This window comes from Formosa undariae (assembly GCF_042427615.1).
GTDB lineage: Bacteria > Bacteroidota > Bacteroidia > Flavobacteriales > Flavobacteriaceae > Formosa > Formosa undariae.
The window spans coordinates 749,783-767,106 of record NZ_JBHMEZ010000003.1 but is presented as its reverse complement, the minus strand read 5'-3'; the positions used below and the strand labels follow the sequence as shown (position 1 = coordinate 767,106).

7 protein-coding genes are annotated in these 17,324 nt (G+C 33.6%); 5 read left to right on the top strand and 2 right to left on the bottom strand.

Features of this window, described 5'->3' with window-relative positions; genetic code table 11:
- The first annotated feature begins 836 nt into the window (after positions 1-836).
- The 5 genes from ACFFVB_RS06560 (at position 837) to ACFFVB_RS06540 (ending at position 11,608) form a co-directional block, all read left to right on the top strand.
- Positions 837-3,914 carry a SusC/RagA family TonB-linked outer membrane protein gene (locus ACFFVB_RS06560; protein ID WP_382381920.1) on the top strand — a complete coding sequence of 1,026 codons (3,078 nt, stop codon included), beginning with the start codon at positions 837-839 and terminating at the stop codon, positions 3,912-3,914.
- A gap of 18 nt (positions 3,915-3,932) precedes the next feature.
- The gene (locus tag ACFFVB_RS06555) at positions 3,933-5,489 is read left to right on the top strand and encodes a RagB/SusD family nutrient uptake outer membrane protein (RefSeq protein WP_382381919.1); all 1,557 of its coding nucleotides are present in this window, start codon (positions 3,933-3,935) and stop codon (positions 5,487-5,489) included.
- A gap of 355 nt (positions 5,490-5,844) precedes the next feature.
- Positions 5,845-7,377, top strand: a complete 1,533-nt coding sequence (locus ACFFVB_RS06550) for a glycoside hydrolase (RefSeq protein ID WP_382381918.1) — start codon at positions 5,845-5,847, stop codon at positions 7,375-7,377.
- A gap of 82 nt (positions 7,378-7,459) precedes the next feature.
- Positions 7,460-9,568: a sulfatase-like hydrolase/transferase gene (locus ACFFVB_RS06545; RefSeq protein ID WP_382381917.1), complete on the top strand. Its 2,109-nt coding sequence runs from the start codon at positions 7,460-7,462 to the stop codon at positions 9,566-9,568.
- 144 nt (positions 9,569-9,712) lie between these two features.
- Positions 9,713-11,608 carry a sulfatase-like hydrolase/transferase gene (locus ACFFVB_RS06540; RefSeq protein WP_382381916.1) on the top strand — a complete coding sequence of 632 codons (1,896 nt, stop codon included), beginning with the start codon at positions 9,713-9,715 and terminating at the stop codon, positions 11,606-11,608.
- Positions 11,609-11,618: 10 nt separating this feature from the next.
- On the opposite strand, the gene ACFFVB_RS06535 is transcribed toward ACFFVB_RS06540, so the two are convergent.
- On the bottom strand, positions 11,619-13,055 hold the full coding sequence (locus ACFFVB_RS06535) for a sulfatase (protein ID WP_382381915.1): 1,437 nt from the start codon (positions 13,053-13,055) through the stop codon (positions 11,619-11,621).
- A 61-nt stretch (positions 13,056-13,116) separates the two neighbouring features.
- A complete protein-coding gene (locus ACFFVB_RS06530; RefSeq protein WP_382381914.1) occupies positions 13,117-17,226 on the bottom strand; it encodes a hybrid sensor histidine kinase/response regulator transcription factor in 4,110 nt (1,369 codons plus the stop codon).
- Between the last annotated feature and the right edge of the window lie 98 nt (positions 17,227-17,324).

The window sequence follows — 17,324 nt, the reverse complement described above, 5'->3', positions numbered from 1 at the left end:
GGGGGTTATAATGTTGTAAAATGTTTTATTTGGAGTGAATTCTTACATAATATTGATATTTATTTTTTCATTCCTTAATTACAGGTAATAATCACGATCATTTTTAGTTGATGTTTAATATTTGTTTTTAATAATCTCTATGTTAGATTATTAAGTGTTTATCTCTTCAAAACAGTTTCATGTTTCAATATATGATTGGTTGAAAACATGTTAATGGATTGTATTTAAGATTGAGACGGTGTTTTGGTATTTATATTTACTAAATAAAGCTCGTATAATCCTATTTCATTAATAAGATGTGATAAAAGAATATCACACTTTATTAACGTTTATAATTGACGACGACACTTGTGTAAGTTAAAGTGCTTTTATCTTCAATGCGATGTTTTGAAGTGTTAGATAAAAATTCTGATCTACACATATTCAGAACAGTTCTTGTTTACTACTAATTAAATTTCAGGAAATTAATATACCTTATGTATAAGGTGGGGCCTTTATAGTAAATAGGATATATATAGGTAATGGATTACTTCTGTTTAGTGAATGGAAGATGGATTCAATTTATTACGTTTTTTTTGAATATATAAAATACTTTAAATTATTTAACTGAAAATCAAATAGTTGTGTGGTTTTTGTTGATTTGATGAAAAATGTAGCAAAACCTTCGAAAAGACCAAAATGTGCAACATTTAGCCCCCTTAATTGAGAAATAAATTAAAGGTTGAAATCTCTTCCATAGTTTATGTTTTGCTAGTTTTATTAAAAATTTAACTATGGATTTTGGTGAATAACTGCAAAATCTATAGTTAATTAACAAACAAACTAACTATTTAATTATGAGATTAAAATTAACCACACTCTTGTTATTGTGTTTTGGTATGCTGTCGGTCAATGCCCAGCAGATCATTACTGGTTCACTAACCGATAATACCAACCAACCTCTACCCGGAGTAAATGTTATTGTAAAAGGGACTTCTAAAGGGGGAGTTTCCGATTTTGACGGGAAATTTTCCATAAATGCTTCAGAACAGGATGTGCTGATGTTCTCTTATGTCGGGTTTGTAACTCAAGAAGTAACTGTTGGAAGTCAAACAACGATTAACCTTGTTTTATTGGAAGATGCTCAGCTTCTAAATGAAATAGTTGTAATAGGTTATGGTACGGCTACCAAGAAGGATTTAGTGTCTTCCGTGTCGTCGGTAAAAGCAGATGTGCTAGAAAATCAACCTGTAGCCCGTTTGGATCAAGCCCTTCAGGGGCGTGCCTCAGGAGTTAATGTAACGTCTAACGATGGGTCTCCTGGGTCGGCTTCTACTATTAGGATTAGAGGACAAAATTCTGTCAATGGAAATAATAATCCCTTATATGTAATCGATGGGTTTATTGCAGGTACAGATTTTAACCTTAATAATATTAATGTCAATGATATTGAATCTGTAGATGTGCTTAAGGATGCTACTGCATTAGCTATTTATGGAACGCGTGGAGCCTCTGGAGTTATCTTGGTTACTACAAAAAGTGGAACAAAAATAGCTAAGGGTAAACCTGCAATATCCATAAATCATTATAGTGGCACGGCAGTGATAGCTAATGAAATTAATATTTTAAATGGATCGGATTATGTGGATTATGAAAATGAAGCAGGTCAATTTGTTCCTGGACCAGGAGTAGATGTTAACGGTGTAAATGTGCCTTTGGGAATGCGTAACACGTCGTTACCCTTACAATTTGATCCAAATGATACGCCAAATACGGATTGGCTAGGACTTGTTTCTCAAATGGGAACAATCAGTAATACTGATTTATCTATTGCAGGGCGAGGTGAGGATACTAATTATTATGTGTCATTAAATTATTTTAATCAGAACGGTATTTTAGTAGGTTCTGGATTAGAAAGAGTAACCATGAGAACCAACTTAGATGTTAAATTAAACGAACGTCTAAAGACAGGTGTTAGAATAAACCTTTCTAGGTTTAAGAAAGAGAATAATAAAGTAGATTTTAGCGGTATTGTATCAGCGGTTCTTCCTATTAGAACGGTATATGATGATGAAGGTAATTTTACTGGAATTAATCCAATTACAGCAGGTGCTCAACGTAACCCAGTAGCCGATACTCAACTCAGAGAAGATCATGATCTTGTAACTAACGTCGTTGCTAATACTTATTTGGAGTATGAAATTTTTAAAGATTTTAAATTTAAGACTACTATAGGAGCAGAAATGAATTATTATAAAAATAATTTTTATATCTCTGCCTTTGCTCCAGAACGTTTAGCAGTTGGTGCTAATGGTGGTTATGCAAGAGTAAACCAGAGTCAAAGTCAAAGTGTGTTAAATGAAAATACATTTACTTATGAAAAGGATTTTGGTAAACATTCCTTGAAATTATTAGGAGGGTTTACGTGGCAAAAAGATACTTCAGAAAGTGCTAATAATTCAGCAGAAGGATTTCCGAATGATGCTGTTAAATACAATTCTTTGCAAACAGGATCTGACGCTAGTACATATGAGATAACGTCTAATTATAGTCAAAGAACTTTGGCTTCATTTCTTGGACGTTTAAGTTATAATTATGACGATAAATATATCGTTACAGTCGTTGGCAGACAGGACGGATCATCTGTTTTTGAAGCTGGAAATAAATATGCTTTCTTTCCATCGGTAGGGGTTGCATGGAATATGGATAATGAAAATTTTATGGATAATGTTGGAAGCATTAATACTTTAAAATTTAGAGGAAGTTATGGTGTTGTAGGTGAGCAAGGAGTTGAGCCTTATAATTCTTACAATCTTTTAAATTCACAAAATGCTTATTTTAATGAGACCTTAGTAGGGGCTGTTATTTTAGGTGCAGCCGCCTCAGATGGTTTAAAATGGGAAACAACCAAACAATTGGATCTTGGTTTTGAGTTAGGTTTATGGAACAATCGTGTGAATTTTGAAGCTGATTATTATAATAAAACGACCGAGGATCTTTTATTGTTTTCCGACCTTCCAAATACAGCAGGTGCTAGACAGTTAAAAAACGTAGGGTCTGTTAGAAATAGCGGGTTTGAATTTGCTTTAAATACAATAAACATAAGTAACAAAAACTTCTCATGGGATACCACACTTACCTTGTCTACAAACAACAGTGAAGTTTTAGATTTGGGTGATGAAGAATTTATAGACATTCAATCTACAGGAAATCAAGGAGGGCCATCAGGGCGTCTCGTAGTAGGACAGCCTATGCCCGTTTTTATTGGTGCTGAATATTTAGGGACTTATAAAACAGCTCAAGAAATTATAGATGATAATCGCGTAGGACAAGCCTTTTTAGGTAGTCCAAGATTCCGTGATTTAGATGGAAATGGGACTATTAATCAAGAAGATTATGTGATTTTAGGTAGCCCACAACCAGATTTTTATGGAGGTTTTAGAAACACGTTTAATTATAAAGGAATTTCGTTAGATATTTTCTTTCAAGGACAATATGGAAATGAAATTTTTAATGTTAGAAGTCAGACGTCTTTTTATGGTAGAAGTGGTGAAAATTTAGATCCTATTGTATTAGGAAGATATATAGAAGGCGTAAACGAAACGTCAGATATTCCTAGAGCAGGGACTTCAAGTAGTCTGTTTAATCCAAATAGTTCTAATAATATAGAAGATGGGTCTTTCTTAAGGCTGAAATCAGTGTCGTTAGGGTATGATATTCCTTTACAGAGTGCGCGTTTAGACAATGTGTTTAATAGATTAAATGTCTATGTAACGGGAACTAACCTTTTGCTTTTCTCTAAGTTTAGAATGGGAGATCCAGAAGTGAATAATTTTTCTGCAGGAAGTGGTTTTGGCTCTGTTTCGCAAGGGTTTGCTTCCGGACAATATCCGTATGCTAGAACAATTACAGTTGGTGTGAAAATGGAGTTTTAATAAAAAAAATAAGGAAACATGAAAAATAATATAAAATTAATAAGCTTCCTGTTAATAGGACTTTTAATACTCTCTGGTTGTGACAAGTTTTTAGAGGAAGACTTGAGAGATAAAATTCCTGCAGAGGAATTTTATAATAATGATGCCGAGGCAATTTTGGCGGTGAATGGACTGTATAGAATTTTATATAGAGGAAGCTTGTATAAGACAAGGGGTTTAGATAATTATTTAGAAAATGGAGCAGATGAAGTCGGACCGAGTAGAAATGTGAATGGAGAGATATTCAATTATCTTATCGCAGAAGGGGTTGCAGATGGGAATGATACTTGGGGCTCACTTTATGAACTCGTTAGAAATAGTTGCGTAAATATAGCAAGTATAGAGGGCAATGAGAAATTAAGTGAAAAAGTAAGAGATCAAGCTTTAGGAGAAGCATTATTTATGAGATCTTTAGCGTATTGGCACTTAACAAATCTTTGGGGAGATGTACCCTATTTTAGGGAATTACTAACCTTAGAAGAATTAGGTACTTTGGAAAGAACAGATAAGGTTCTAATTCGTACAGAAATGAAAGAAGATTTAGAAAGAGCTTTCGACTTGTTACCAACGTCTTATTCTGGATCCGATTTAGGTAGAGCAACAAAATGGGCAGCAGCTACATTGAAAGCAAAATTTCATCTGTTCGATAAAGAATGGGTATTTGCAGAAGAAGAGTGTTTAAAAGTTATTAACGATTCTCCTCACCGTTTGTTAGATAATTATGCAGATGTTTTTGATCAATCAGATCCGGCTAATCAATATAATGACGAACTTATTTTTGTGGTAGATTTTACAAAAGATCCAATCTTTAATGATGCGAAAACAGCGCGTACAGACGATTATAATCCTCGTATTCGTGATGAACCTAAAAACAGAAATGAACGACCAGGAGGTGCCGGAACCCCACAACTTTGGGAAGTTTTAACAGATACTTTGGCTACATACAACGAAGAGATGAATGGTTATGGTTGGGCAATTCCATTACCAGAATTAGCAGATCAGAACAATTGGGAAGAGGGCGATCTTAGATACGAAGCTACCATTGTAAAAGAATATCTTGGGTTTGAACTTAGTTTTCCTTACTTCAGAAAAAATTGGAATTTAAATAAAGATAACTCTCCTAGAGAAAATCACCCAGAAAACTATTATGTATTTCGTTTGGCAGATGTTTACTTAATGGCCGCAGAAGCACAAAACGAAATTAATGGTCCTGCAAATGCTTATGAATATGTAAACAAGGTGCGTGAACGTGCTTTTGAAATAGATAAACCTTGGTCAGGAATGAGCCAACAAGAATTTAGAGAAGCGATGTACGATGAACGTAAGTATGAACTTTCGGCAGAGGGTAAGAGAAGATTGGATTTAATTAGATGGGGTATTTTACTTGATGTTGTTCGTGAAACTAAACAACGCGCATGGAATAATCCTGCTGCAAATATTCAATCTCAGCATGTGCTATTACCTATTCCTTTAGATGAAATCTTATTAAATCCGAACCTTTTAAATTCAGACCCGAGTAATAATGGGTATAGATAAGAATTAAAAGGTCTAGGCTTAGAAAGTAATTAAGACAGAGATACATACTGTTTAAATACTTGCGAAAAGGCGAAGATAAAGTGTGTGCGATTTAGGTAGAGTATGACAAGTAAAAGAATAATTATATTAGGATTTATTAACTGCTCTAATGCTATTAAGCTGTTTGTTTGAATATAAAACAACGTTTATAAAATGTATTTAATTAGTTTGTTTAATTGGTTTTTTTTAGTGAAGAGGAGTTCTATATGATTTAGAACTCCGTTTTCATTTACTATTTTAAATATTCTATGATAAGTTCATAGCAAGCACTAATTTCAGTAATTGATAAAGTAGCATTAAGAAATAATTTTAAGGAATGAAAAAGTGGATTGCTATATTTTTAATGGGATGGTTATCTAACTATATAATAGCTCAAAAAAGTGATACGATTGAAATGACTATAGATAAGAATATAGAGTTTCAGGTGATTCGTAATTTTGGAGCTTCCGATGCATGGGCATCTCAATTTGTTGGTTTATGGCCAGAATCCAAAAAAAATAAAATTGCCGATTGGCTTTTTAGTATGGATACTTCAGAGACTGGTTCCCCATTGGGAATCGGACTTTCTGTTTGGCGTTTTAATATAGGGGCAGGAAGTGCATCACAAGGTGAGGATAGTGGGATAAAAGATTCTTGGAGAAGAGCAGAAGGTTTTTTGCAAAACTCGGGACAATATAATTGGAAAAAGCAAGCGGGACAACAATGGTTTTTACAAGCGGCTAAAGATCGGGGAGTAGAGCAATTTATAGCTTTTGTAAATAGTCCGCCTGTACAATTAACAAAAAATAATAAGGCACATTCTTCAGATGGTTTATCGTCTAATTTAGCAAAAGATAAGTATGTAGATTATGCCGATTTTTTGGCAAATGTTATGATGCATTTTAAAGATAGTCTTGGGCTTTCATTTAATTACGTGAGTCCGTTTAACGAACCGCAATGGGAGTGGAAGGGAAACCAAGAAGGTACACCATGGAATAATGACGAATTGGCGACAGCCACACGAGTTATAGATTCTGTGTTTAGATATAAAAAAATTGATTCTAAGATTGAAATTACAGAAGCAGGACAAATCGATTATCTTACGGGTGAAAAAGAAAAATATCGCAATCGGAGTAATCAAATTGAAACGTTTTTTAGTCCTGAGAGCTCTAATTATTTAGCGGACTTAAAAACGGTAGCTCCCAAGATTGCAGGACATAGCTATTTTACTACTTGGGATATTCAAAAACTAAAAAGCGCAAGGGAACGTATTGCTGAAAAGCTAAATAAGTATCCTTCTTTAGAATATTGGATGAGCGAATATTGTATTCTAGAAAATAATGAAGAGATAAAAGGTCAAGGTAAAGATTTGGGAATGCAAACAGCGCTTTATCTGGCCCGGGTTATTCATGCCGATCTTACTATTGCTAATGCAAGTGCATGGCATTGGTGGTTAGCTATAAGTCCGTATAATTATAAAGATGGGCTTGTATATGTTGACAAAGAAACTTCAGATGGAAGTTTTTTCGATTCTAAATTACTTTGGGTATTGGGTAATTATTCCCGATTTATAAGGCCAGGAGCGAAAAGAATTCTAGTCGAACACCAAGGCTATAATCAATTAAATAATTTAAAAGAAGGTGTATTAATATCTGCCTATAAAAATAGTGATTCGAGTATAGTGGTAGTGGTGGTTAATCAACACGACAATGCAGTGAATCTAAAATTGAATAATAACGATTTGGATGAGATGCAGCAATATGTAACAGATAACCAACATAACCTTCAAAATATAGAGAGTAAGGCTACAGAAGAATCTGAAATAAAAATATCAGGAAAATCGGTGACCACTTTGGTTTTTAAGAATTAGAGTTCGTAATCAAAATAAGAATAAAAACGTAACGAGGGATTTATTAAGGGAGTTCTTTTAAAAATAAAAAACAGTAAGAATAATGGCACTTAGAAAAATAATTATAATCACGCTTATATGGAGTTTTGGTTTAGGCTTCTCTAAAATTCAAGCTCAGAATAGTATTGGTAAAAGCAACGCGAATCAAAAACCGAATATAATATTTATACTCACGGACGATTTAGGATATGGAGATATCGGCATATTTTTTCAAAATGAATATGCTAATGAAAAAGGGGCGGTGCATCCTAGAGAATTTACTCCAGTTTTAGATAAAATGGGACAAGAAGGTGCACTCCTTACACAGCAGTATGCTCCTGCGCCTGTTTGTGCGCCATCTCGGGCGTCTTTAATGCTGGGGAGAAGTCAAGGGCATTCTAATATAAGAGATAATCAGTTCGATAAGGCTATAGATAATAATCATACTTTGGCTTCCGTTATGCGAAAATCTGGTTATGCTACAGCTGCTATTGGAAAATGGGGAATGCAAGGCAAGGAAGGAAGTGCACCTAATTGGACTGCACATCCGCTTAATCGCGGTTTCGATTATTATTTAGGTTATATGCGTCACGGCGATGGTCATGAGCACTATCCTAAAGAAGGAATTTATAGAGGGGCTAAAGAGGTTTACGAAAACCGTAAAGAGATTTCTCAAGATTTGGACAAATGTTATACAGGTGATCTTTGGACAGCAGCAGCGAAAAAATGGATTGTAGATCATAAACAGAGTATAGAGGCAGAAAAACCGTTTTTTATGTTTTTAGCATATGATACTCCACATGCTGTTTTAGAGTTGCCGACCCAAGCTTACCCAAAAGGCGGAGGACTGAAAGGGGGTTTACAATGGACGGGCAAGCCAGGGCAAATGATAAATACGGCTTCTGGTACGCCAGACTCTTGGATGCACCCAGACTATGCTAATGCTACTTTTGATGATGACGAGAATGCATCGACGCCAGAAGTGTCTTGGCCAGATGTAAATAAACGTTACGCAACTAGCATAAGACGTATTGATAATGCAGTAGGGGATTTAATTCAATTACTTAAAGATTTGAATATCGATGAAAATACGATGGTTGTTTTTACTTCGGATAACGGACCTTCTTTAGAATCGTATTTAAAGGACGAGCCTATTTCTCCAACGTTTTTTAGTAGTTATGGTCCTTTTGATGGTGTTAAACGCGATTGTTTAGAAGGCGGATTACGTGTGCCTACTATTGCAAGATGGCCAGGCCATATCCCCGTAGGAAATGTAATTAATACGCCGAGTATTTTTTACGATTGGATGCCTACTTTTTCAGATATGGCAGGACTTCCAGCTCCTGCGATTTCTGATGGAATCTCTCTTTTACCTTCTCTTTTAAAACAAGGAGAACAAACCGAGAGTCAGATATATGTTGAATATTTTCAAAAAGGAAAAACACCAGGTTTCGATAAATTTGGGGTTGAGAATCGCGGTCGTCAACGTAATCAAATGCAAATGATTCGAGTTGGAGATCTTGTAGGGGTGAGGTACGATATTAAATCTCAAAACGACAATTTTGAAATTTATGATGTTATAAAAGATCCGCAACAGTCTAAAGATTTAGCTTCTACTCCAGAAATGCAAAAGATGCAGCAACATATGAAAGATAAAGTACTTCAGTCTCGTATGCCTAATAATACAGCACTCCGTCCTTATGATAATGCACTTGTTCCGGCAGTTCTAGAATCCAATATAAAAAAAGGAGTGCAATGGAAAGGGTATTTTGGTAATTTTCCTTGGGTACCACAAGTTACAACGCTTACCCCAGCTGCGGAGGGAATAATGGATAGCCCAAATACAGAAACGAAAGCACAAAATGAATACGATACTATGTATTATGAAGGCTTTATTCGCGTACCAAAAGATGGTGATTATACATTTTATGTAACGGCTAATAACTCGGCAGTGCTTCGTATTCATAATGCTTTAGTTATTGATGCGGATTATGAGTACTTTCAAAATGTACCAAAGAGTGGGGAAATTAAATTAAAGGCAGGGTTGCATCCTTACCGATTATATTTTAATAAAGGTGATAAGAAAAAGCCTGCTTTAAAATTGGAATGGAAAGGTCCTGGTATCGCTAAGGAAAAAGTACCGGCTTCTTCATTTTTTGTTATGAAGGATTAAAATAAATAGGCTCATTTTTTTAGCATATAAATGAAAGACATTACATATGATGTGTCTGAAAAAATTAAAAATTCACTGTAAATGAATCTATTTCTAGAACTGTTAACGCAACGTTTAATCCATGTAAATCTAATTAAGAGGTTTATGAAATTTACTTTTTATTGTGGTTGTACTGTGTTTTATGTAAACATAGTTTCTGCTCAAGATAAACCAAATATTCTATGGATTACTATAGAGGATACCTCGCCACATTTTATAGGCTGTTATGGAAATAAAGATGCAAGCACCCCTGTTATCGATAAATTGGCTAAAGAAGGTGTGCGGTTCACAAATGCCTTTTCTACTGGCACCGTATGTTCTCCTAGTCGTTCTGCCATTATAACGGGGGTTCCTACCTATAAAATGGGAACAGGGCATCATAGAAGTAAATATCCAATTCCAGATTTTATACATGGGTTTCCACATTATTTAAAGGAACAAGGTTATTACACAACTAATAATTCTAAAACGGATTATAATATTTTAAATGAAAAAGCATTCGTGAAAAATTCTTGGAATGCAAGCTCTAATGAGGCTAGTTGGGATGGCAGAGGTGAAAATCAACCATTCTTTTCGGTTTTTAATTTTGCAGAATCTCACCAGTCAAGAACCATGACTAAGTCTTACGATTGGTATTTAAAAAAAGTATGGAATCAGCTCCCTGAAAAAGACAGAATAGGAGATGAAATGTTTGATATGCCACCGTTTTATAAGGATACTCCAGAAATGCGTAAACAATTTGCACGGGTATATAATTCTATAAAGCTCACAGATAATCGTATAGGTGAACTTTTAATGAAGTTAGAGAACGATAATTTAAAAGATAATACCATTATTTTCTTTTATGCCGATCACGGAGAGGGGATGCCAAGAGGTAAAACCAACGGTATTAATTTAGGTTACCGCGTCCCCTTCGTTGTTTGGTTTCCTGAAAAATATAAACATTTATCACCTTGGGGACAAGGAGGGATTGTAAGTGATGAGCTTCTTAATTTTGAAGATTTAGCTCCAACTGTAATAAGTATGGCGGGAGGTGAAATTCCAGATTATTTAAAAGGGAGCGTTTTAATTGGAGATAAACGATCTACAGAAAAGGATCATCTCTTATTGTCCTCAGACCGTTCAGATAATGGTATAGATTTGGTTAGAACCATTACCGATGGCCGATTTATATATTCACGTAACTATATGCCTTTTATGCCCGAGATGCGTTATATACGCTATATGGAAATAGGTGATATTACAAAGCTAATCCGATTGGATTATAAAAATAAGGAGTTAAATAAATTGCAGGCACAGGGTTTCGAAAAGCGACCAGCAGAAGTGCTGTATGATATTGATAACGATGTTTGGGAAATAAAAAATTTAATAGACAACTCTGAATATAAAGCTGTTTTGAATAGAATGCGGGTTCAGTTGGATACAGATATTTTAAAAGCACGTGATGTTTTGTTTCTTCCTGAATATGAAATGGGTTTAATTTCAAAATCTGAAACGGCATACGAGTATAGATTGAATGATAGTAAATATCCATTTAAATCTATTTATGAAGCCGCATCATTATCAGGGAAAAAAGGAAAGGATGTTTTAGAACAACAAATAAAATTCCTTAAAAGTGATAATAAAATTGTTAGATATTGGGCAATTGTTGGGGTTATGAGCCAGGATTCAGATGGGATAAAGTCTACTGAAAGTGAGTTGCTAGAGGCTTTAAAAGATAATTATCCTCCTGTTGCTATAACTGCAGCTGCCATCTTGTGCCAAAATTTAGGAAACGAAAAAGCAAGTACTATTCTAAAGATGTTTAGTCAAAATGAGAATATGGATTTAGCATTAATGACTATAAATTACTTACTATATGTCGATAATAAATCACCATTTATTGACACGATTTGGAAGGTGCATAGCATGCCAAATCGAACATATAATGTTAAGGCTGCTTGTATGGACTTTTTAGGAATATTGCAGCTAGTAGAAAATTCGACCGAAACAGAGAATTAATATATAGCCTTTATTTTAAAGTTACACTTTTTATCTTTTCTTGTTCAAAATCTGCATTATAATCAGGGTTCCTTTTAGTAGGGGTGGGCGCATTCGTCTCATTTCTCCAATGCTTTAGCTTAGCTAGTAATTCTTCCGTTTTCTTAGGGTTTTCTTTGGCTAAATTATGTTGTTCACCAATATCAGATTTTAAATTATAAAGTTCTAATCCTTGATCTTCAAAATACTGATGTAATTTCCAATTTCCAGAAATAATAACAGAACCTGGGCGAGTTCGGAATAATGGGTCTCGTCCACCATCATTCGACTTACTATAGTTTTGAAGATAAATAGGGAAGTGAAAGAAAAGATCTCTTTCTTCGATAGATTTACCTTCTAAAATAGGATTTAGATCAATACCATCTAATAGCGTTGCTTGTATTTCTGCATTCGAAATGTGTTGCAGTGTAGGGTAGATGTCAAGATTGCTTACAAGTTCTTCTGAAGACGAATTAGGTTCTACTTTACCTGGCCATTTAATAATTAGCGGCACACGAATACCACCTTCGTAATAAGACCCTTTTCCTGCTCTTAAAGGGTTTTGTTCAGAAATGTCTCTTATACCACCGTTGTCAGATGTGAAAATTACAATGGTGTTATTTTCTACTTCGTTATGTTTTAAGCTAGCTAATAAGCGTCCTACGTCTTCGTCCATAGAGGCCACCATAGCAGCATAATCAGGTCTGTTTTGTCCGTTTGAGCCTGCTTTAGTTTTAAATTTTTTAATTAATTGTTCTTTACCCATTATAGGTGTATGTACCGTATAATAGGGCAGATATAAAAAAAACGTGGTGTCTTTATGTTTTTCTACAAAAGAGATAGCCTCGTTCGTAAGACGATCTGTAAGATATTCTCCTTCAGGGCCATTTGTTATATGATCGATCTTGTATGGTGAGAAATAACCACCTTTGCCAGGGTTTCCTCTCGAACTCCCGCCCACATTAAAATCTATACCTTGTTTTGATGGGGCTTCTCCCACATGCCATTTACCAAAATTAGCAGTAATATAACCTGCAGATTTTAGCATTTTTGGTAATGTGTAGACGTCATTTGATAAAAGGTTGGTGTTTTCTATAGGGACTAGTTTTCTTGTTTTTTTATGGCCCCTGTCTGAAGGGCTTACCGTGTAAACACCATGTCTTGGAGTATTGAGTCCTGAAATAAGACATGCTCTGCTTGGAGCGCAATTTGCTGCGCCAGCATACGAATTGTAAAATACCATGCCTTGTTGTGCTAGTTCATCTAAATTAGGCGTTTCGTAATATGCACTGCCCATAAAACCAAGGTCTTTATAGCCTAAATCATCCACGTTAATTAGAACTATGTTTGGTTTAGTATCTTTAATTAGGTCGGCTTTTTCCGTCTTACATGAAGTGAACATATATAGCAAAACAAGCGTTGCGAACATGTGTTTTATAAACATGGGTATGAAGTGTTATTTTTGTTGAAATTTAGGTATTAGAATGGGTTTACATATCTTCGGTTGAATCAGGTTTTTTTTGTTCTGCATGTTTCTTAATATATTCCGTAGGACTCATTTTATATTCTTTAAGGAAGCATTTTCCGAAATATTTTTGATTGTTAAAACCTGTCATATATGCAATTTCAGAAATGTACATTTCATTCTTCTTAAGTAATTGCGCAGCGCGTTTTAGTTTTATCGATTTTATAAAGTTTACAGGTGTGTCATCTACAATTGTTTTAATTTTTCGATATAAATTAGCTCTACTCATGCCTACTTCTGATGCTAAATACTCAACGTTTAAAATATTATCGTTCATAGAATCTTCAATTATTTTGATGAGTTTTTTTATAAATTTTTCATCGTTAGAGTCGATTTCTATTTCTGAAGGTTCCGAAGTAATTACCTTGCTATATTTTTCCTTTAATTCTTTTCTAGTTAAAAGCGCATTTTTTACTTTCCATTTTACGAATTCTAAACTAAATGGCTTTTCAATATAATCGTCTGCCCCTAGGCTTAGACATTCAATTTTTGTCTCTTCAGAATTTTTTGCCGTAAGCATGAAAATAGGAATGTTACTAATTGTTCTGTTTGCCTTTACACGGCGTAACATAGATATTCCATCTTCTATGGGCATTAAAATATCGCTAATTATAAGTAGAGGTTTCTCTCTAAGTATAGTATCGTAGCCTTCTGTTCCGTTTGTGGCTTCAATAATATTAAATTCATCCTTCAATTCATCTTTAATCATACTTCTTAAATCGTCATTATCTTCTACAATTAAGATTGTCGGATTTGAAGTTGATTTTACTGCAGATTTACTAATGAATTCATTTTTAACTTCTTCAATAATTTGGTATTCAGAATTTTGGATGTAATTCTTTTTTAAAGGGACTCCTGTTTTTACGCGCTCGTCTTTACTATATCTTGATTTGTTTATTGGTAAGAAAAAGGTGAATTCGGTAAAAATATTCTCTTTACTTTGAACGACAATTGCTCCATAATGTCTCACAATTAATTTATGAACCAGTTCCATCCCTATTCCTGTACCTGGAATTTGATTGCTATAAGATTTAGTAGCTTGATAATAGCGGTCAAATATATATTCTAAATCTTTTTCAGGTATTCCCATCCCATTATCTCTTACAGAACATTTAATATATGTGTTTGCCTCTAAGTCCAGTTTCGGAGCGTATTCGTCGTCTTGGGTTACTGTTGTTAACGAGACTCTAATGGCCCCTTTTTCTTTGGTGTATTTAAATGCATTAGATAGTAAATTAAAAAGCGTTTTTTCTAAGATATCTACATCATACCATCCTTTTATTTTTTCTTCAGAACAAATAAAATCATATTCTATTTCATAAATTCTTGCAAAGTCATTGAAACTATCCTTTATAATATTAACATCCTTAACAATATTATTTTTAGAAATACTTAGTTTAAATTGACCAACATCATATTTACGGATATCCATAATTTGATTAATTAATCGGTGCATCCTAAGTGTATTATTATAAATACGTTGTGCTGTATTTAAGTTTAATTGGAAATTTCTTTCTTTTACAACTTTTTCTATAGTACCAAGTATCAGTGATAGAGGTGTACGTAATTCATGAGAGATATCTGTAAAGAACACCATTTTCATACGGTTGTGTTCATTATCTTTTTCTCTACTAATTGTTTCCTTTACCAGATTCTTTTTAAGCTCATACCATCTTTTTATCAGGATATATCCAATACCTATTATTCCCGCAACTAATATCCAATATATGATGTAGGCTAAAGTGCTTTCCCAAAATGGAGGGGTAATTGTAAATTGAAGTTGCGTTGGCGTCTCATTCCAAATTCCATCGCTGTTAGAGCTCTTAACTTTAAATAAATATTTTCCAGGCTTAAGATTGTTGTAGTTTGCATTTCTGTTTGCGGCAGTTGTATATACCCAATAATCGTTTAATCCTTCTAATTTGTATGCGTATTCATTTTTGCTAGGTGCTGTTAAATCTAAAGATGAAAAATTGAAAACCACATTGTTTTCATTATAGTTTAAAACGAGGGGCTTATCTAAATTTAAGTGTATAGAGCTAGATTCGTTTATTGCTGTATTGGATTGATTGTTTTTAGTGTTACCGAGCTTATAGAAATTTGTAATTACGGTTGATGGAACTTTATCTTTTTGTGTAAATTTATTAGGAAAAACGGTGTAATAGCCATCTGAGTTTGCAAAATACAATTGCGTTTTGTTTGTGTTGGAAGCACTCGCATTATAACTAAAATGAACTTCTTTTATGCCGTCTTCAATACCAAATGGCGTGAATTTTTCATCCTTTATATTAAATCTAGAAATTCCATCACTGGTACTCATCCATATATTTCCATTCGTGTCATCTTCAATAGCTATAATGGTATGAGGCGTAAAACCTCCTGTTTTATTAAAATTCTTAAAACTATTAGATGCTTCTTCGTATAAGTTTAATCCACCACCTCTTGTTCCAATCCATATGTTCTTGTTTTCGTCTTCAAGTAGGCATAAAATGGCATTAGAGGCCAAAGCTTCGATGTTTGGTTGGTACTCATCTATAATTTCTTTATTAAAATCAACTCTAAAAAGACCTTCTCCACGCGTTCCAATCCATAGTTTGTTATCTGTAGTTAATAAGAACGCTGAGGTATGACTTTTGGCTAGTTTGGTAATGAGGTCTTTTTTAAAATTGGAGATAGGTGTTTCCTTATTTATGATATCTATACCTCCATCCCATAAAGCCACCCAGGTTTCATTTTTATTAATAGGAGCAATATCGGTGATGCGTTTGTCGAAGTTCTTTAAAGATTTTAACGTTATGGTTTTATCTTTTGGATTGTAATTAATAGATTCAAATAATTTATTTTCACTACTAATAAGAAGTTCTGTTTTGTCGAAACTTTTAAAAATTTTATCGACACCAATACGTTCATTGTCATGAATAAGGTTTATTTCCTTATAATTACCTTGGTTAGAATTATAGGCATAGAATTCTTTATTTAAACCAATTAAAATATTGTTTTGAGAATGAAATAAAATACTCTGTGTAAAATGTATAAGTTTAACCGAAGGTTTTATTTTATTAAACTCAAATAAGGACGTCCTGTCCAGTTGTTTATTTATCCCTTTAAAAGACCCGATCCATAAATTGTTATAAGAGTCGAATAAAATAGCATTAATTCTATTGTGCGTTAAGTTACCGTTTGTGGATTCGTGGGAATAATGTGAGAATTTATAGGTGTTATTCTTTTTTTCTGCTTTAATAAGTCCGTTAGTTGTCCCTAACCAAAAATCATCATTTTCAGAGTCTAAAGCGAAAGTTGTAATTATACCATTATAATCAAACCCATCCATAATATGAGGGTAGGATTCTAAGAGCTCTAAGCGGTGGTCTGTTTTGTTATATCCAAATAGGTTAATGCCCGTTTTAGTTAAAGCAATAATTCTATTGTTTTTTATGTTTTTTAAAGCAATAATATCTTTAGAGAAGTTAGTCTGAATAAATTTATTGTCATCATTAATTACAAATATGCCCTCGCTTGTGCCAATCCAACGTCTTTGGTAATCATCTTCCGTAAAAGCATTTATTGTCTTGTCAAATCTTAATAAGTTCTCTGGTGTTTCTTGGTCGAAATTAGTTGTGTCAATTAGAGAGTTTGGCTTAATAACCCTTAAACCACTGTTTTTTAATCTAACGTAGATATCGCCATTGTTAGTTTTTTGTAATACTGTAGTCGTGGTGTTTTTATGAAAACCATAGAATTTATTTAATTTCCTATTATAGAATATTAAAAAACTTTCACTTCCAATCCATAAGTTTTGGTTAAGATCTTCCGTAATAGAGTTTATACTATTATTGGGTATTGAATTTTTATCAAAAACGTTGTTTTGATATTCTACCAAATTGTTTCCATCATATCTATATAAGCCTGTCTCAGTACCAATCCATAAAAACCCAACACTATCTTCATATAATGCATTTACTTTTTTGTTGAATGGAGAACCTTGAATATTTAACTGATGAAATGAAGATTTGTCGGTTTGAGAAAAACATAATAAAACATTAAAAAATAATACAATAATGAATTTAAATTTCAAACTATATATGGATTTGTTAAAAAAGAGAGTTGTATTCATTTGCTTCAAAAGTGTTACAAATTTTAATAAGTATTACAAAATAAATAATTTCATAGCAA